We start from the raw sequence: 16,898 nt of genomic DNA, 5'->3' as shown, positions 1-16,898 counted from the left end.
GGTCGCGGTGATGCGCAAGATGCTGGTGATCCTCAACGCCCGCAAGCGTGACGCGGAGGCCCAGATGGCCTCCGCCTGACAAGACAGTTGCTACAGGATCAGCGTGCCGTGGCCGTTTCCTTGGCCAGCTGCGCGTCGAACTTCTTCTCAGCCGCATCCGCGTAGGCTTTGCAGCTCAGTGCCTTGTCGCTGGCCTTGCTGCCGGCAGCATAGTTCCAGTTGCTGGCGCCCGGATGCGGGGTCAGCAACAGGTCGCAGGGCAGGCCGCGCACCGTAGCGAAGCTGCGTCGGTAGTCCTCGACCAGGCGGGGATAGCGGACATTGCCCTGCAGCTGGTAGCCCGGCGCGCTCAGGCTGTCGGCATAGGCGATGCGCACCGGCTTGCCATCGCGCGTATCGGTCCAGGTCCAGGCGGTGCTGCCCGGGGTGTGCCCGGGCATGAAGTGGGCGGTGAACGCGATGCCACCCACCGTGACCACTTCGCCATCCATGATGATGCGGTCGGTGCTGGCCGGCGGAAAGGTGATGCTGTCGCCAAAGTGCAGGTCGTTGCTGCCGCCGCGCGCCAGCAGCACCGCTGATTCGGCGTTGGCTACCACCATCGCACCGGTACGGCGCTTCAGTTCTGCCACCGGGCCCGCATGGTCGGCATGCGCATGGCTGAGCAGGATCAAGCGCAGGTCCTGCGGCGCCACGTCGCGCACCTTCATGTTGCTGATGAGGTGGCTGGCCATCTGCGGCATGCCGCCGTCGAGCAGCACCGCGCCGTCGGCGGTCTGCACCAGTAGCGCGGTCAGGTCCTCAGTGCCGATCTGCCAGGTATGGTCGGCGATCTGCAGCGGCGCCATCGGCTGCAGCCAGGATGGGTCTACGGTGTAGGCCTGCAGCTGTGGCAGCGGTGTGCCGGCGGCAGTGACATCAAAGGCAAGTGTGGCAGTCAGGGCAAGGGTCGTCAGGCAATGGCGCATGGCGGAGAGGGGTCTGGATAGGGTCGGATGAAGCTAGCACGTACCCTGGACGGCCCGTTTCGCGAATAACTCATGGCTGCCATAAGGTTCGCCGCAGCCGATGCCGGGATTGTTCGCTTGCTCTGGACTGTGAATCCATCTCCACGGGCTGGAGCGCAGAATCGGCCGGGGCTAGCCTGCTTTCAGGCTCAAGGAGGTGGACCATGCATGTGCTCATGGTGATGCTCGGTGGCGTGCTCCTGCTGGGCGTGTTCCTGCTGTTTGGCCGTCTCTGGAGCGTGGGCACCTCGCAGCTGCCCACGGCACTGATCGCCTTCATCGCTACCTGGCTGCTGGTGGCCGTGGCCAACATGTGGGTGGGGGTCAGCAAGGCCGGTTACGCGGTACGCGAGGAGTTGCCGATCCTGTTGCTGGTGTTTGCCGCGCCGGCGTTGCTGGCCGGTTTCCTGTACTGGCGCTTGGCGCGCTGAAGGAGTTCCATGCGTACCCGACTGCGCTTGCCCGCGCTGCGCCACCGCGACGGCCACCATGCCCGCGTGACCTACGAAGAACTGTTCTTCGATCTGGTCTACGTATTCGCGGTCACCCAGCTCAGCCACCATCTGCTGCACCACCTGGACCTGGCCGGTGTACTGCAGACGCTGGTGCTGTGGTTCGCGGTCTGGCTCGGCTGGCAGTACGCGTGCTGGGTCAGCAACTGGTTCGACCCGGAGGCGCCGCGCATCCGCGGCCTGCTGTTCGCCACCATGCTGCTGGCGTTGTTGATGTCCTCGTCCATTCCCGAGGCGTTTGCCGATCGTGCGTGGATCTTCGCCGGGGCGTACGCCACGATGCAGGTCGGACGCACCGCGTTCGTGCTGCTGGAGGTCGGCCGGAGCCATCCGTTGGCACCGAACTTCCGCCGCATGCTGGCCTGGGTCAGCGTGTCGGCCTGCTTCTGGCTGGCCGGCGCGGCGGCCGAGGGCAACCTCCGCCTGGCATTGTGGGCGGTGGCGGTGGCCTGCGAATACATCTCGCCGATGTTCGGCTTCGCGTTCCCGGGCATGGGTCGTTCGCACACCCGCGACTGGACTATCGAGGGGGGGCACCTGGCCGAACGCTGCCAGTTGTTCGTCATCGTCGCGCTGGGTGAGACGCTGCTGGCCACCGGTGGCGTGCTCAGCGACGTCGAGCATTGGAGCCTGGAAGTGGTTTCAGCGGTGCTGGCCACCTTCGCCGGCACGATTGCCATGTGGTGGCTGTACTTCGGCATCTCCAGCCACGATGCAACTGAGGCCATCACCCACGCCGAAGACCCCGGAAGGATGGGCGCCAACTTCCACTACGTGCATGCATTGCTGATCGCGGGCATCATCGCCACGGCGGTGGGCAATGATCTGGTCATGGACCATCCGGGGGTGGCCGCCACCACGGTTTACGCCAGTGTGATGGTGGCAGGCCCGCTGATCTATCTGCTGGGCAGTGCCCTGTACAAACGCGTGGTCTATGGGCACGCGCCGCGCTCGCATCTGCTGGGCGCGGTGGCGCTGCTGGTGCTGGGGCTGATGCTACCGCACGTGCACCTGCTGGCCGCTGGATGGCTGACCAGCCTGGTGCTGCTGGGCGTGGGGCTGCTGGATACGCGATTGAAGCGCCGCTTGCAGCGGGCGTGATCCGTTGGGTCCGCCCACTGCTTCAGCCTTCAAGGAGCGCGAGCGCGGCGCAGTGCCTGAGGGTCGACGCTACCGCCTCCGGCCAGCACGCGGATTGCTGGCAGGCCAGGTAAGCGCTGCGGCCATCACTGCAAGCTTGCCGATTGTGTTCATATTGCGGGCGGTGCCGTGCTGGGCATAGGGCACCCGCAAGCGCGAGTCGGCCATGCCGGCACCGTAGTGGATGAAGATCTCGCGCGTGCCGAGTGCAGGCTGTTCGTCGCGCCGGCCGGTCACGCCGTCCAGCGGATCGGCAGGCAGGCTGCCGTCGATGAACAGCGCGACCACACGGTTGCCGGCGGCCTGCGCAAACGGGTTGCGTGCCACCACGCCGGCGATCTCGTTGGCCGAGCGAACCAGCACGCCCAGCGGCTTGCCGGCGTACGCCTGCAGCCGTTGGGCGAGGGCCTCCCGTACGGTGGATTCATCAAGCCCGCTGCGGAACACCACGTTGCCGCTGGCGATGTAGGTGCGGACATCGGCGAAGCCTGCGTCGTCGCACATTGCCACCAGTTCGCGCATCGGCAGCTTGCCGGTGCCCCCGACATTGACCGCGCGCAGCAAGGCGACGTGGACGTTCATGGCGCACCCGCCTGCAGGCGGTCGTACATGCGTACCAGGTCGACCAGGGTGCGTGCGCCCATCTTGCGCATCACCTGCGCACGGCGCACCTTCACCGTGATCTCGCTGACGCCGAGATCAGCGGCGATCTGCTTGTTGAGGCGGCCGCGCAACACGCCACCGACCACCTCACGCTCGCCGGCATTGAGGGTGTGCCAACGCAGCTGTAGCGCGCCGAGCGCCTCGTCCTCGCGGCGGCGCTGGCGGTCGATCTCGATGCCGTTGTGGATGGCATCAAGCAGTTCCTGGTTACGGAAGGGCTTGGTGAGGAATTCGATGGCGCCGTCCTTGATCGCGTTGACCCCCATCGCGATGTCGCCGTGGCCGGTGATGAACACCACCGGAAGCTGCAGGCCGTGGCTGCCCATCGTGCGATGGAATTCAAGACCGCTCTGCCCGGGCATGCGCACGTCCAGCACGAGACATGCCGGTGCGTCTTCCAGCGCGTGTTCGAGGAAGGCCTGGGTGGAGGCGAAGGCCCGCACCTGTAGGCCCATCGAGGCCAGCAGGTCTTCCAGTGCCGCGCGCACCGACGGATCGTCGTCGACCACATAGACGATGGGTGCCGGATCGAGGTTGGTGGCAGTCGGCTTACGCATGGTGGGCGTCCGTGGCAATGGGCAGGTCGAACACAAAGCAGGCACCGCCGCCTGCCGGTCGTTCGGCACGTATCTGGCCGTCGTTGGCTTCGATCATCGAGCGGCTCAGGCTGAGACCCAGCCCCAGACCGTGCGACTTGGTGGTCCAGAAGGCATCGAAGACGCGTTCGGGATGGTCGGCGGGCAGGCCGACGCCGCGGTCACGCACACTGAGGCTGACCCGCTGGCCGTCGCGCCGGGTCAGCAGGGACAAGCGGCGGTCGGCGGTGGGCACGGTCTCCATCGCGTCCACCGCATTGAGGATCAGGTTGCCGATCACCTGCTGTACCTGCACGCGGTCGGCCTGCACCGGTGGCAGCTCGGCGTCCAGCAGCAGCGCCACGGCCACGCCATGCCGGTCCAGCTCGCTGCGCGACAGCGCCAGCATTTCCTCCACCGCCTGGTTCAGATCGAAGGCGCGTCGCTGCGGTGCCGCGCCCTGGGTCAGGCCGCGGATGCGGGCGATCACGTCGCCTGCGCGGTGTGCATCGGCCAGGATGCGGGCCACGGTCTGCCGGGCCTTGTCCACGTTCGGTGGGTCCTGCGCGAGCCAACGCTGGCAGGCTTCGGCGCTGCTGGCGATGGCCGCCAGCGGCTGGTTCACTTCATGCGCGATGGAAGTGGTCAGTTCGCCTACGGTGGACGCGCGCGCCACACGCAACAGGCGGCCCTGCGCCTCCTGCACGGCGGCCTTGGCTGCTTCCATGTTCAGGGCAAGGTAGGTGGTGATGCCGATCACCAGCATGCCAATGACCGAATTGACCAGGCCGATGCGATAGGTGCCGAAGCGGGTCAGGAAGAAGCTCAGCCCGGTCAGCGCGATGCAGGTAATGGCCAGGGTGATCAACCCGCGTGCGCCCAGCACGCGCGATGCGGCCAGGATGACCGCCGCGTAGAAGCAGGCAGCGGCAACTGCGTAATCGGTGACGGTGTCGATCAGGAAGATCGCCGCCATCACGACGATCAGGGCCAGCAGCACCAGTGGGCGGCGGGGCGACAGCGATGGCATCGGGGAAGCTCCCTGGCGTGGGGTGAAAGGATAGCAAAGCCGCCATCGGTGGATACCGGCCTTGGTCGGCACCGGTCAAAGCGATGCCTGGTAGTGCCGGCCGCTGGCCGGCATCTGCAGGGTGCTTCCGGAGATCATCAGGTTGCCGGCCAGCCGCCGGCACTACTCCTCCAGGCTGGCGTTCCAGAACCCCTGCAGCACGCCGGGCGTGGTCGCCAGCGTCGCCAGTACCGCATCCAGTTCGCCGGCATCCACCGTGGTGGCATACAGCACCGCTTCGATTTCCACGTCGCGCTCGCCGAACGGGCGCTGGTCCACCGCGCGCACCGGGTACTGCGCCTGCTCAAGCAGCAGCAACAGCTGATCCAGCACCTCTGCCTGTTGCTCGCGCTGGCAGACCACGTTGATCGCATAGGTCGCTTCGCTGAACGCTTCCGGCAGCGGCTGCCGCTGGATGCGGTTCACCACCGGCCGCAGCAGGGTGTTGGCGGCCAGCACGAACACCGCGGCGAGCACTGCTTCGGGCAGCAGCTTGATACCGGCACATGCTCCCACCGCCGCCGATCCCCACAGGGTAGCGGCGGTGTTCAGGCCGGACACCTGCGCGCCGTCCTTCATGATCGCGCCGGCACCGAGGAAGCCGACGCCGGAGATCACATAGGCCACCACATGCAGCGGTGACGGCGGGCCGCCGTACAGGTCATGGAAGCGCACGGCCAGATCGACGAACACCGCCGCACCCACCGCCACCAGCGTGTTGGTACGCAGGCCCGCGGTGCGTTGCCGCAGCTGGCGTTCCAGGCCGATGACCGTGCCCAGCACGAACGCCACCGACAGGCTGATCAGCGAGCTGAGCGTGGCACCGGCGTCGAACGCCGGCAGGTTCGGATTGATGTCCATTGTGTTTCTCCCTGGACAAAGCGGCGGGCGCTTACTGCCAGCCGTAACGACGGATGTAGAACCGCTTCAGCGCAGTGGTCAGCACCGCGTAGCCGAACAGGATCGCCACCAGGAACGGCCAGTAGCCGGCCGGCAGCGCCTGCAGCTTGAAGTAGCCGGCCAGCGGGCTCATCGGCAGGGCCACGCCAATGGCCATGATCAGGCCGGTCATCAGCAGCAGTGGCGGCGCGGCGATGCTCTGCAGGAACGGCACCTTCGGCGTGCGGATCATGTGCACGATCAGGGTCTGGGTCAGCAGGCCGACCACGAACCAGCCGGACTGGAACAGGCCCTGGTCGGCCGGCGTGCGTGCATCGAACACGTACCACATCAGCGCGAAGCAGCTCAGGTCGAAGATCGAGCTGATCGGCCCGAAGAACACCATGAAGCGGCCGATGTCCGCCGGGTTCCAATTCAGCGGCTTGCGCACCAGCTCCTCGTCCACGTTGTCGAACGGAATGGCGATCTGCGAGATGTCGTACAGCAGGTTCTGCACCAGCAGCTGCAGCGGCAGCATCGGCAGGAACGGCAGGAAGGCCGAGGCCACCAGCACCGAGAACACATTGCCGAAGTTGGAGCTGGCGGTCATGCGGATGTACTTCAGCATGTTGTTGAACGTGCGCCGGCCCTGGATGACGCCTTCCTCCAGCACCATCAGGTTCTTTTCCAGCAGGATGATGTCGGCGGCCTCCTTGGCGATGTCCACCGCACTGTCCACGCTGATGCCGATATCGGCTGCGCGCAGCGCCGGTGCATCATTGATGCCGTCGCCGAGGAAGCCGACCACCTTGCCCTGAGCACGCAGCTCGCGCACCAGGCGCTCCTTGTGCAGCGGCGTCAGCCGGGCGAACACGCAATGGTGGTGCAGCGCCCGCGACAGCGCGCCGTCATCCATGCGCTCGATCTGCGGCCCGGTCAGGATGGTGTCGGCGTCCAGCCCCACCTGCGCGCAGACACGCGCGGTCACCAGTTCGTTGTCGCCGGTGAAGACCTTGACCTCCACGCCATGCGCGGCCAGCGCCTGCAGCGCCTGCGCGGCCGATTCCTTCGGCGGGTCGAGGAACGCCACGTAGCCGACCAGGGTCAACCCGCACTCGTCCGCCTGCGAGTAGGTGGTCTGGCTGGCTGCGGTCTCCTTCATCGCCACCGCCACCACGCGCAGGCCCTGTTCGTTCAGTTCCTCGGTGGTCTGCCGCACCCGCGCCAGGCGGCGCTCGTCCAGCGGCATGTCCTGGCCGTTCTCGCGCACGGTGCTGCACACCGCCAGCATCTCTTCCACGGCGCCCTTGCAGATCAGCTCATGGTGGTTCTCGCGCTCGGAGACCACCACCGACATGCGGCGGCGCTCGAAGTCGAACGGGATCTCATCCACCTTGTGGTAGTCCTGCGACAGCCGCAGCGAGCTCTGCAGCTCCACGTGCTCCAGTACCGCACGGTCCAGCAGGTTGATCAGCCCGGTCTGGAAGTGGCTGTTGAGGTAAGCGAACTTCAGTACGTCTTCCGAATCGTGGCCGAACACATCGGTGTGGCGCTCCAGCGCGATCCTGTCCTGGGTGAGGGTGCCGGTCTTGTCGGTGCACAGCACTTCCATCGCGCCGAAGTTCTGGATGGCATCCAGGCGCTTGACGATCACCTTGCGCCGCGACAGCAGCACCGCGCCCTTGGCCAGGGTGGAAGTGACGATCATCGGCAGCATTTCCGGCGTCAGGCCCACCGCCACCGACAGCGCGAACAGGAACGCCTCGGTCCAGTCGCCCTTGGTCCAGCCGTTGATCAGCAGCACGAACGGCACCATCACCAGCGCGAAGCGGATCAGCAGCCAGCTGACACTGTTGACGCCGGCCTGGAATGCGGTGGGCGCACGGTCGGTGGCGGTGCTGCGCTGGGCCAGGGTGCCGAAGTAGGTGCGGTTACCGGTGGCCAGCACAATGGCGGTGGCCGTACCGGACACCACGTTGGTACCCATGAACAGCAGGTTGTGCTGTTCCAGCAGGCCGGCCAGGCCATCGCCCGGGTGCGCGAATTTCTCCACCGGCAGCGACTCGCCGGTCATCGCCGCCTGCGCCACGAACAGGTCCTTGGCGTTCAGCACGCGGCAATCGGCCGGAATCATGTCGCCTGCCGACAGCACGATGTGGTCGCCGGGCACCAGTTCACGGATCGGCAGGTCCAGCAGGCGTGCAGGGCGACGGCTGTGCAGGCGCGCGCCGAAGTACTGGTCTGCCACATCCGCAGCCTCGGTGCCGGGATTGCGGCGCAGCACGCGCGCAGTGTTGCCGACCAGTGCCTTCAGCCGCTCGGCCGCTCGGTTCGAACGACCCTCCTGCACGAAGCGGATCAGCGTGGACAGCAGCACCATCGCACCGATGACGATCGTCGCCTTGATGTCCTCGGTCAGCCAGGACACCGCCGCCAGCACGGTCAGCAGCAGGTTGAACGGATTGCGGTAGCACTGCCACAGGTGGCGCCACCACGGCAGCGGCTTCTCGTGATCCACCTCATTGGGGCCGAGCGTGGACAGTCGCTCCTCGGCCTCATGGGGACTGAGGCCATCGGCATGCGAGCCCAGCGTGGCCAGCAGCTCGGCTTCGTCCTGCTGGGCGAGCGTGACCAGGCCGGTGGTGAGCGCGAACGGCGCCGCTTCGGCGCTGCCCGGACCAAACCCGACTTCGGGCATCGCGCGGCGGCGGAACAGGTTGCCTGCGCGACGGCTGCGCAGGAAGGCGTTGAACCAGGCGTTGAGCAGGCTCATGGGACGCTCCTCGAATGTCAGAGCCGGCCGCAGCCGGAACACGAACGGAATGGGTGACACAGATCAGGCGTGGCGCATCGCCAGCACCGCCGGTGACCATGGCTGCATGTGCAGCCGCTGGCTGCCACCGATGCACAGCGGCTTCATCGCATCGCGCAGGGGATAGGGCAGATGACGCAGCACAGTGATGCGCTCGCTGATCGGCAGCAGCGACAAGGCGTCGGCCACCACGCGCGGCGAACCGAGCGACAGCGAACGGGCAAACATGACCGGGCCGTATTGCAGCAGCTGGCTGCGCAGGGCGGCAACATCGCGCTCGCCGATCAGGCGGCGCAGGGTGATGTAGAGGATCTTGTAGGACATGGGGGCGATCTCCAGGCAGGCGGCGCCTGGCGGTCCCCCGTCACTCAGGCAGGCAGGGACCGGCGGGCAGGTGCCAGGAACAGGCAACAGGCGGTGATCCGGGGTGCGGCGCACCCGGCAGGGTCGGGGTCCATCTGCGTCTCCATGAGGGGAAGTTGGCAGCCAGGGTTGCCCTGGCCAGTGGTGCTATTGTCCGCCCCTGAATGGGACAGGCCTAGAGACTCGTGGGTTAGCCCGGCTATACCTTGGTATAGCCGGGCATGCACAGCGCCAATCGAGGGTTCAGTGATGGATCAATGCGAAGCGCTGGTCTGCTTGCACACGTCGTACTCGCCACGGGTCAACGTCTTGTCACGGTCGGTATCGCAGGCATGCAGCCGTTCGGCCCAGTCCGGTGCTACCGCATCGACTTCCGCCAGGGTGACGATGCCGTCCTTGTCCTTGTCCAGCGATTCGTAGGCAGGGATGAGCCTTACTTCTGTCACGTCCTCGGCGGCGGTGGCCTTGCTGGCCTCCTGGGGATTGGAACAGGCGCCCAGCAGCAGGCCCGCAGATAGCGAGAGAGCGATGGGAAGGCAGCGATAACCGGTCATGGCGTGCTCCTGGGGAAAGGGCGAACCACCGGTGCGGTGGTCACCGCCGGATCTTCTGCGCGGAGCTGTAAGCGGGCTGCGAAGAATGGGGCCGTGGACCGTTGCCGGTGGGTCGCCATTCACCTGGCCGCGCAGCAGCGATTGCGCGGAGTCGAAGCTACCCTCGAACGGTGGGATGCCGGCCAGCGGCCGGCACTACCATCTGCTCAGAAACGGTCGGCAAAGGCGTCCGTGGCCCGCACCAGCGCATCCACCGTGGCCGGCTCGTTCGCGCTGTGGCCGGAGGTCACCATCTCCAGCCGGGCTTCCGGCCAGGCCTTGGCCAGATCCCACGCACTGCGCGGCGGGCAGATGATGTCGTAGCGCCCCTGCACGATCACGCAGGGCAGGTGGCGGATGTGATCGATATCGCGCAGCAGCTGGTCCGGCTCCAGGAAGATGCTGTTGCGGAAGTAATGCGCTTCAATGCGGGCCTTTGCCAATGTGTCCAGCGGGTCGTCGGTGGATTGCGCATCCACGTCGTGCTGCAGGGTGGCCGCGTTGTCCTCCCAGCCCAGCCAGGCCTGCGCGGCTTCGATCCGGATCGCCACATCCGGGCTGTCCATGCGGCTCCAGTAGGCTGCGATCATGTCGCCGCGCTCGGCTTCCGGAATGTAGGCCTCATAGCGGTCCCAGCGCTCCGGGAAGATCCAGCGCGCACCGCCGTTGGCTTCGGCGAACCAGCGGTTTTCCATTTCGCGGCCGAGGAATACGCCGCGCACGATCAGGCCGGTGGCGCGCTCGGGATGTGCCTGTGCGTAGGCCAGTGACAGGGTCGACCCCCAGGAGCCGCCATAGACCAGCCAACGCTCGATGCCCAGGTGCTCACGCACCTTCTCGATGTCGGCCACCAGGTCCTGCGTGGTGTTGTCGCGCAGCTCGCCGAACGGGGTGGAGCGGCCGCTGCCACGCTGGTCGATCAACACAATGCGGTAGCGTGCCGGATCGAAGAAACGGCGATGGGTGGGTGAAATGCCCGCGCCTGGGCCGCCGTGCAGGTACACCACCGGAATGCCGTCCGGTGTGCCGCACTCTTCGACATGCAGCGTGTGCAGATCGCTCACCGGCAGGGTGAACTCGCGGTAGGGTTCGATGGCGGGGTACAGGGTACGCATGGCAGGTGTCTCACAAGCTGGGGCGGCCAGCATAGCGCCGCCACCTGCGGGCTGCAGCGACGCACTCCTGCGCGGCGCTGGAAATGGGTTGGCCGATGCGCATAAGCTTCCGCGATGCAAGCGACCACGACCGGGACGTCAACCTTCAACTTCACCCTTGGCAGCGGCGCGCGCGAGCTGCTGAAGTGGATCGCACTGCTGGCCATGACCGGTGATCACGTGGCCAAGGTGGTCTTTGGCGGCTACGTACCGGTGGTCAGCGAACTGGGGCGCATTGCCTTCCCGCTGTTCGCGCTGGTGATGGCCTGCAACCTGGCCCAGCCCGGGGCCGACCTGCGCAAGTCGATGCGTCGGCTCGCGCTGTGGGGGCTGATCGCGCAGCCAGTGCACGCATTCGCGTTTGGTTCCTGGCTGCCGCTCAACATCCTGCTGACCTTTGCCCTGGCTGCGGTGGCCGTTCATGCGCTGGCGAACCATCGGCCCGTTCAGCTGTTGCTGGCTGCCGGCGTGCTGCCGATGTTCGTGGATTACCAGTGGGCGGGTGTCGGCTGCGTGCTGCTGGGATGGATCGCGTTCCGGCATCGCGCGTGGTGGCTGCTGCTGGTCGGGCTCGCAGCGGTGTGCTGGGCGAACCACAACGGCTGGGCATTGCTGGCCGTACCGGTGGTGCTGCTGGCCGCGCGGGTGACATGGCCACTGCCGCGCTGGCGGTGGGTGTTCTACGGGTACTACGTGGGACATCTGGCGGTGCTGGCGTTGATTGCACATCTGCTTGCGTAATGTCGGAACTGGCGTGTCGCGCGTCTTGAAAGCCGGATGCGGTCAAGGAACGCATGGTGCCGATGCAGGTGAAGCCAGGCGCCATCGGCATGGTGCAAGTTGTTGAATTTCGGCTCGATTGTCGATATGCGACAATGCTGCCACTGCGTGAACGTTGCTGTCTTTGCACGTGGGTTGTTGGCGCCTGCCACCCCGTTGTGCACATGATGGGGTGCCGCCGGAAAAGGGTGGCCGGGGCCTGGAAACCCCGTTGGTCGCGTGTAGTTTGCGCACGCCAGCCGGCGCCGCTTTGTGCGGTGCCGGCTGGCAATTCGCCCGTGCTTTATGGCGGGCGGTGCGTGGAGGTGGGCGATAGCCCACCTGCCGGTTAGTGCTTACGCGACCGCCGGATTTCCAGCCACGTACCGTCCGCCGCCTTTGTTAAGGGCGGTGGCACCGTAGCCTTGTACGGAGACTTGCCATGAACCCTTCGGACATTCCCCCTCTGCGCACCCAGTACGCCCCGGCCAACGCCGATGAAGGCGAGGAAGCGAGCGCAACGCCCGACCCCAACAACCTGATCGCGCTGCTGCACCAGATCGGCCGCGGCGTGGCCGCGGACGGCCAGCCTTGGCCCGAGCGTCACCAGCTGCCGGGCCGTTGCCTGGCGCTGGCCGACAGCGATGGCGCCCTGGCCGGCCTGCGCATCATCAACGAGATCCTGCTGGCCGCCGAGCGCGCCCGCCAGAACGGCGGCCCGGAGCACTACGTGGGCGACCGCGTGATGGAAGGGCTGAAGCTGGCCGCGCTGGCGCTGACCAACCACGCCATCTTCCGGCTGCACCCCGAGTAGATCCACGCCATGCGCGGATGCTGTTCATATAGAGCCGGACAAAACGCAGCCGAGCATGGCTCGGCGCCATGCGTGGACGCTACCGCGGGTACCTCAGCGGCCACCACGCGGCAGCCGCACTGGCACCCCACGCCACCCACGCGCCCAGCCCCACGTAGTCCAGCGCCTGCAGGCCGGCCGCAGGCACGAACGGTTCGGCGCGCTGTGCCATCGGCAGGCATACGCCACCCAGCACCAGCAGGCCGGCCAGCAGCCATGCTGCCGAGCCCATCGACGCTCGCTCCCGGGTTGCACGCGGCAGCACCGCGCAGGCGGCTGCTACGCAGAACGGCAATAGCAGCGGCAGGGCCTGCCAGGCCACACCCACGGCCAGGCTGACGCAGGCAATGGCAGCCCAGCAGATCCGCTCGCGCACCGCCGGGTGTTCGTGGCGTGCCAGCGATGTCCCCAGCGCATGGATTCCCGCCGCGATCGCACTACCCAACAGCAACCCTGCAGCAACATCGCTCCAATAGTGAACCCCCAGCCAGACCCGGGCCATTCCAGCGATCACCCCGGCCAGCAGCGCGATACCCAGCACTGCCGAGCGTTTGAACCTTCCGGTGATGTGTTGGCGTGCCAACAACCACAGCGCGACCAGCACGAAGAAGCAGGTGGCGCTGGTGGTGTGTCCGCTGGGCAGGGAAGGGCCGGCGGCACCGGCCAGGCTGAGCGTGGCGTCGAAGCTGAAGGGGCGTGGCACCGGTGCGAAGACCTTGATGCTCTGCACGGCCAGCGTGACCACCATCAACGCCATCAGCATCAGGCGGGATGCCTGCGCGCCGAACGCAACCCACAACACGGGCATTGCCAGCAGATAGAACCAGAATTCGCCCAGGACGTTGCCAATCATCGCCAGCCCGCGCACCGGCCACTGCTGGGTGCGCTGCACGCAATCCAGTTCCGCTTGGCGGAAGGCCGAGGCGGCCCCGAAGCGCGCGACGGGGCGTACTTCACTCTCGGCTACTGCGTGCAGCCGCTGATACGCGCGCTCCAACTGCTGCGGGAAACGCGTGCGCAGTGTACGCACCTCGTCGCGGCTGACCCAGCGCGCCTGGATGATCTCCCGCCCGAGGTGCGGCGCATCCAGCACATTCACCGCATTGCCGTGCACCTGGACGGGTTCGAGGGCACGGCAGGCGAATACATGCACACCCAACTTGTCGTCCAGCAGGTCGGTGGTGGCGACGGCAAGCCCGGTTTCTTCCAGCGCTTCGCGGGCAGCGGTCTGTTGCGGCAATTCACCGTGTTCTGCCGTTCCGCCAGGCAGCTGCCAGCGCGAGGTGACATCCTGCACCAGCAGCAGGCGCTCACCCGAGCGCATGACACAGATCGAGGCGGCGGTTGCCAGCGAGGGTACGAGAAGGAGTGTTGCGAGCAGCACATGTCGCAACGACGTGGTGAACGAAGGAAAGGCTGGAAGGCGCATGGCACCACCGCGTGAGGAGGGTCACGCCGATGGTGGAGTCCGGCCGGGAAGGACACTATCGGATTCGTACGAACCCGACAGTGCGCTTTTGTAGATCTACGCCCTGCGTGGATGCCGATCGCGGATTGCCTGACGATCCGTAGAGCCGTGCCCGCGCTCGGCTCCTCGGACCAGACGGAACCTTGCATGGCTCAGCGCTACAGGAACAGCGCTGTGCGGGCGTACTGCGAGAAAAGACAATCGCGATGGCGCATGTCTTGTTTGGCTGGTTGCAGCTTTCGTACTGCGGATGGATTTGCAACAAGTTGCATGGCATTCGGTGGCGTACGGGGCGAAAGTTCCTGCCTATACCACCTTTCGATTCCTGGACGCCATGAACAACCTCACCCGACAGCCTCTGGCGGCAGCATTGATGCTGGCCCTGGTTCTACCCGCAGCATCGGTTGCCGCCGCTCCTCCCGGCGTGCCCTGCCCGAGCATTCCGCGCCCGGCTGATCCGGGTGATCCTGCTGTAGAGGTGTCCTACCTGTGTGGCGTTGAAATCGCCGCCCACGATCTCTGGTTCGATCGGTCGCTGGAGGTCTACGACGCCACCGTGATCGGCAGTCGCGATCGCTGGCCAGGCGTGGAGATGGATATCAATCAGCGTGGTTATCTGGTGATGGAAGACAGCCTGGTCGAGACTGCAGGGACGATGTCCGACGCCTTGGTGATGACCAGCAACCATGTGGACGGCGCAAGGATCAGCCGGTCGCACCTGCGGACCTCCGGCGAGGCTTCGACGGGGCTGTACGTAGGCAATATTTCGCCGGACGCGTCAGGATTCATCGCCAAGGCGAATACGACCACCGTGATCGACAGCTCGATCTTCACGCAGGGCCAAGATAGTGCGGGCGTCGCGCTCAATCCCAGTGCGTGGCTGCAGCTGCGCAACGTGGACATCGCGACCCAGGGTGACAGGGCGTTCGGCCTCTGGAACTATCGATCGGATGTGGCCATGCAGGGCGGCAGCATTCGCACAGCGGGGGAAGACAGTACGGGGCTCTACGTCGAGTCGGGTCACATTGGTTTCGGAGGCCCGTCGTACGCCTACGTGGGTCGTGCCCAGCTGTACGGTGTGCAGGTTCGCGTTGAGGGCAATGGTAGCAATGGCATCGTTGCAGGCTATCGCGGCGCTGACGCGGGCCGTGCAGGCATGGGCGCCGAACTGATGCTGCAGGACAGCCAGGTACAGGCGCTGCAGGGCGATGCAGTGCGCTTCCTCGATGGCGATGCCAATCGATTGGAGATGGTCAACAGCGTGGCAGAGGGCAGCGACGCGGCGCTGCGCATGGCGGTTGGGCATGGTCAGGTGCGGGTGAACCTGCACGCATCCAAGCTGCTTGGCGGAGGGGCTGCGGCGATCGTCCTGGAGGCACCCGATACCCGGGTGCAGCTGCGCGCGCAGGCGGGCAGCGTACTTGCGAACGAGCGCGGTGCACTGTTCGATATCGGCCGCTTCGCCGCGGCCGATGTCCAGCTGCAGGGCAGCCTGATGCGGGGGGGCGCCCGCGTCGCGGATGTTGGCCGGCTCGATGTCGCATTGCGCGAGCGCAGCGTCTGGCAGGTGGACGGCAACGCCATGGTCGATCAGTTGAGTGTGCAGCGCAGCGAGGTGTCGCTGGCCAACGGCCATGCAGGTGATCGCTTCGTCGTGCGCGGCGATCTGCTTCTTGATGACGGTCACCTGCGCCTGGATACGGTGCTTGGCGGTGACGCCGCGGCCAGTGATCGCTTCGACGTCCAGGGCGATTTCCTGGGCAACGGCACGGTCTCGGTGGTCGGCGTTGGCGACGGGGCCGCAACCGACAAGGGAATCCCTTTGATCACCGTGGGCGGGCAGTCGCTGGCGACGCTGGCCCTGTCCGGTCGTGCGGTCGGCGGCATGTATGAGTACTTCCTGCATCACGATGGCGCCGATGGTGACTGGTACCTGCGCTCGCAGTTGTCCGCCGTTGACCCATGCGATGACGATCCGACGCTACCCGGCTGCGGTGCGGATCCAGTTCCCGATCCCGACCCCGACCCGGCACCGGAGCCGGGCCCTGATCCAACCCCGGAAGTTCCATCACTGCCTGACCCGGCAGGCGTGCTGCGACCGGAAGCGGGTGCCTATCTGGCCAACCGGTGGGTGCGACAGGCGCTGCTGCAGCCACGCCAGCCTCTGGCCACGAATGAGGGAACGCAGGGCGTACGCGGGTGGACCCATGTCGAGAGCGGCCAGGCACAGCTGCCAGGACTGGTCGATCAGCTGCAGCAGTCCGCGCAGTGGAACAGCCTGCAGCTGGGCGCCGACCTGGGCGTGTTCGACGCCGGGCGTGGCCGCGCTGGCGTGCTGCTGTCGTCCGGGCGTGCCGATGCGCAGTCGCGCTCGTCCCTGACCGGCTATGCCGCCCGCGGCCGGGTGCAGTCCAATGCCCTCGGCGTGTACGCCGGTTGGCAGGGTGAGGCCGCTTATGTGGATGCTGCAGTTGTGCATGCCCGCTTCCGCAATCGCGTGCAGGGTGATGCGCTGGCGCCAGAGCACTACCGGTCGCGCGCACGCCAGGCATCGCTTCAGGCCGGCTACCGCCTGCCGCTGGGCACGCTTGGCGGCACCGCGTTGACCTTGCAACCGGATGTACAGATCGTCCAGTTCCGCGATCGCGGCAACCTGCACGTGGAGACAACCGGCACCTCGATCGCACATCCAACCCGTACCGCGTGGTCACGGCGTCTGGGGTTGCGCCTGGAGGGGCAGGGTGCCGGAGGACAGGGCGCAGTGGTCAATCCATGGCTGGCCGTCCACGGGTATCGCGATACTGGCCGATCCGAGCTCGGTTTCGGCAACGAGACAATCCCCGGTATTGCACCGCGCAGCCGCTACGAAATGGGAGGTGGGGTACGCATCCAGTTCCGGAGCGGCCTGTCCGCCTGGGGCGGCCTCAACGTCTCGCGTGGTGATCACGGCTACCGCCAGACGAGCGCACAGCTGGGCGTGGCACGGCGCTGGTAGTACAGCATCGATGTAGCGCCGGGCCTACGCCCGGCGGCGTTCCTGGCCGCCAGCGC

At 66.6% G+C, this 16,898-nt stretch carries 15 protein-coding genes; 5 read left to right on the top strand and 10 right to left on the bottom strand.

Annotation, left to right across the window (positions count from 1 at the left end; translation table 11 throughout):
* Positions 1 to 98: 98 nt before the first annotated feature.
* Complete coding sequence (gene blaL1 / locus ACM0PK_RS12875) at positions 99 to 968, bottom strand: L1 family subclass B3 metallo-beta-lactamase (RefSeq protein ID WP_180884292.1); 870 nt, start codon at positions 966 to 968, stop codon at positions 99 to 101.
* Between the two features lie 203 nt (positions 969 to 1,171).
* Here blaL1 and ACM0PK_RS12870 point away from each other — a divergent pair, with 203 nt between their 5' ends.
* A complete protein-coding gene (locus tag ACM0PK_RS12870) occupies positions 1,172 to 1,438 on the top strand; it encodes a hypothetical protein (protein ID WP_005416705.1) in 267 nt (88 codons plus the stop codon).
* Between the two features lie 9 nt (positions 1,439 to 1,447).
* Positions 1,448 to 2,620 (top strand): low temperature requirement protein A, encoded by a 1,173-nt coding sequence (locus ACM0PK_RS12865; RefSeq protein ID WP_414607850.1) that lies wholly within the window; start codon positions 1,448 to 1,450, stop codon positions 2,618 to 2,620.
* A 69-nt stretch (positions 2,621 to 2,689) separates the two neighbouring features.
* Here the strand turns inward: ACM0PK_RS12865 and ACM0PK_RS12860 are convergent, their stop codons facing one another.
* The 8 genes from ACM0PK_RS12860 to pip all read right to left on the bottom strand — a co-directional run bounded on the left by ACM0PK_RS12860 (position 2,690) and on the right by pip (position 10,728).
* Positions 2,690 to 3,241 (bottom strand): DUF1697 domain-containing protein, encoded by a 552-nt coding sequence (locus tag ACM0PK_RS12860; protein WP_414607851.1) that lies wholly within the window; start codon positions 3,239 to 3,241, stop codon positions 2,690 to 2,692.
* Positions 3,238 to 3,879, bottom strand: a complete 642-nt coding sequence (locus ACM0PK_RS12855) for a response regulator transcription factor (RefSeq protein WP_414607852.1) — start codon at positions 3,877 to 3,879, stop codon at positions 3,238 to 3,240. The genes ACM0PK_RS12860 and ACM0PK_RS12855 overlap by 4 nt, the downstream gene beginning before the upstream one ends.
* Positions 3,872 to 4,927, bottom strand: a complete 1,056-nt coding sequence (locus ACM0PK_RS12850; RefSeq protein ID WP_065186489.1) for a sensor histidine kinase — start codon at positions 4,925 to 4,927, stop codon at positions 3,872 to 3,874. Before ACM0PK_RS12850 ends, ACM0PK_RS12855 begins: the two co-directional genes overlap by 8 nt.
* A 162-nt stretch (positions 4,928 to 5,089) precedes the next feature.
* Positions 5,090 to 5,827 carry an MgtC/SapB family protein gene (locus tag ACM0PK_RS12845; protein ID WP_065177730.1) on the bottom strand — a complete coding sequence of 246 codons (738 nt, stop codon included), beginning with the start codon at positions 5,825 to 5,827 and terminating at the stop codon, positions 5,090 to 5,092.
* Between the two features lie 31 nt (positions 5,828 to 5,858).
* A complete protein-coding gene (gene mgtA, locus ACM0PK_RS12840; RefSeq protein ID WP_414607853.1) occupies positions 5,859 to 8,618 on the bottom strand; it encodes a magnesium-translocating P-type ATPase in 2,760 nt (919 codons plus the stop codon).
* Positions 8,619 to 8,681: 63 nt separating this feature from the next.
* A complete protein-coding gene (locus ACM0PK_RS12835; protein WP_005416698.1) occupies positions 8,682 to 8,981 on the bottom strand; it encodes a hypothetical protein in 300 nt (99 codons plus the stop codon).
* A 293-nt stretch (positions 8,982 to 9,274) separates the two neighbouring features.
* Entirely contained in the window at positions 9,275 to 9,574 is a 300-nt protein-coding gene (locus tag ACM0PK_RS12830) for an EF-hand domain-containing protein (protein WP_065177732.1), read from the bottom strand.
* Positions 9,575 to 9,780: 206 nt separating this feature from the next.
* On the bottom strand, positions 9,781 to 10,728 hold the full coding sequence (gene pip, locus ACM0PK_RS12825; RefSeq protein WP_065177733.1) for a prolyl aminopeptidase: 948 nt from the start codon (positions 10,726 to 10,728) through the stop codon (positions 9,781 to 9,783).
* 114 nt (positions 10,729 to 10,842) lie between these two features.
* Between pip and ACM0PK_RS12820 the strand changes: the two genes are divergently transcribed.
* A complete protein-coding gene (locus ACM0PK_RS12820) occupies positions 10,843 to 11,508 on the top strand; it encodes a TraX family protein (protein WP_139727156.1) in 666 nt (221 codons plus the stop codon).
* A 460-nt stretch (positions 11,509 to 11,968) separates the two neighbouring features.
* The gene (locus ACM0PK_RS12815) at positions 11,969 to 12,340 is read left to right on the top strand and encodes a hypothetical protein (RefSeq protein WP_069138447.1); all 372 of its coding nucleotides are present in this window, start codon (positions 11,969 to 11,971) and stop codon (positions 12,338 to 12,340) included.
* Positions 12,341 to 12,419: 79 nt separating this feature from the next.
* Here the strand turns inward: ACM0PK_RS12815 and ACM0PK_RS12810 are convergent, their stop codons facing one another.
* Complete coding sequence (locus ACM0PK_RS12810) at positions 12,420 to 13,808, bottom strand: phosphatase PAP2 family protein (protein ID WP_414607854.1); 1,389 nt, start codon at positions 13,806 to 13,808, stop codon at positions 12,420 to 12,422.
* Between the two features lie 373 nt (positions 13,809 to 14,181).
* On the opposite strand from ACM0PK_RS12810, the gene ACM0PK_RS12805 reads away from it, so the two are divergent.
* Complete coding sequence (locus tag ACM0PK_RS12805; protein ID WP_414607855.1) at positions 14,182 to 16,842, top strand: autotransporter family protein; 2,661 nt, start codon at positions 14,182 to 14,184, stop codon at positions 16,840 to 16,842.
* Positions 16,843 to 16,898 lie beyond the last annotated feature (56 nt).

The organism is Stenotrophomonas sp. FR010 (assembly GCF_047520755.2).
Taxonomy (GTDB): Bacteria; Pseudomonadota; Gammaproteobacteria; order Xanthomonadales; family Xanthomonadaceae; genus Stenotrophomonas; species Stenotrophomonas sepilia.
Note: the sequence above shows the minus strand (reverse complement) of the source record. Positions and strands in the feature narration are given on the sequence as shown.

Coding starts and splice junctions, on each gene's coding strand:
- blaL1 (WP_180884292.1), bottom strand. CDS start 968: ATGCGCCATTGCCTGACGACCCTTGCCCTGACTGCCACACTTGCCTTT.
- ACM0PK_RS12870 (WP_005416705.1), top strand. CDS start 1,172: ATGCATGTGCTCATGGTGATGCTCGGTGGCGTGCTCCTGCTGGGCGTG.
- ACM0PK_RS12865 (WP_414607850.1), top strand. CDS start 1,448: ATGCGTACCCGACTGCGCTTGCCCGCGCTGCGCCACCGCGACGGCCAC.
- ACM0PK_RS12860 (WP_414607851.1), bottom strand. CDS start 3,241: ATGAACGTCCACGTCGCCTTGCTGCGCGCGGTCAATGTCGGGGGCACC.
- ACM0PK_RS12855 (WP_414607852.1), bottom strand. CDS start 3,879: ATGCGTAAGCCGACTGCCACCAACCTCGATCCGGCACCCATCGTCTAT.
- ACM0PK_RS12850 (WP_065186489.1), bottom strand. CDS start 4,927: ATGCCATCGCTGTCGCCCCGCCGCCCACTGGTGCTGCTGGCCCTGATC.
- ACM0PK_RS12845 (WP_065177730.1), bottom strand. CDS start 5,827: ATGGACATCAATCCGAACCTGCCGGCGTTCGACGCCGGTGCCACGCTC.
- mgtA (WP_414607853.1), bottom strand. CDS start 8,618: ATGAGCCTGCTCAACGCCTGGTTCAACGCCTTCCTGCGCAGCCGTCGC.
- ACM0PK_RS12835 (WP_005416698.1), bottom strand. CDS start 8,981: ATGTCCTACAAGATCCTCTACATCACCCTGCGCCGCCTGATCGGCGAG.
- ACM0PK_RS12830 (WP_065177732.1), bottom strand. CDS start 9,574: ATGACCGGTTATCGCTGCCTTCCCATCGCTCTCTCGCTATCTGCGGGC.
- pip (WP_065177733.1), bottom strand. CDS start 10,728: ATGCGTACCCTGTACCCCGCCATCGAACCCTACCGCGAGTTCACCCTG.
- ACM0PK_RS12820 (WP_139727156.1), top strand. CDS start 10,843: ATGCAAGCGACCACGACCGGGACGTCAACCTTCAACTTCACCCTTGGC.
- ACM0PK_RS12815 (WP_069138447.1), top strand. CDS start 11,969: ATGAACCCTTCGGACATTCCCCCTCTGCGCACCCAGTACGCCCCGGCC.
- ACM0PK_RS12810 (WP_414607854.1), bottom strand. CDS start 13,808: ATGCGCCTTCCAGCCTTTCCTTCGTTCACCACGTCGTTGCGACATGTG.
- ACM0PK_RS12805 (WP_414607855.1), top strand. CDS start 14,182: ATGAACAACCTCACCCGACAGCCTCTGGCGGCAGCATTGATGCTGGCC.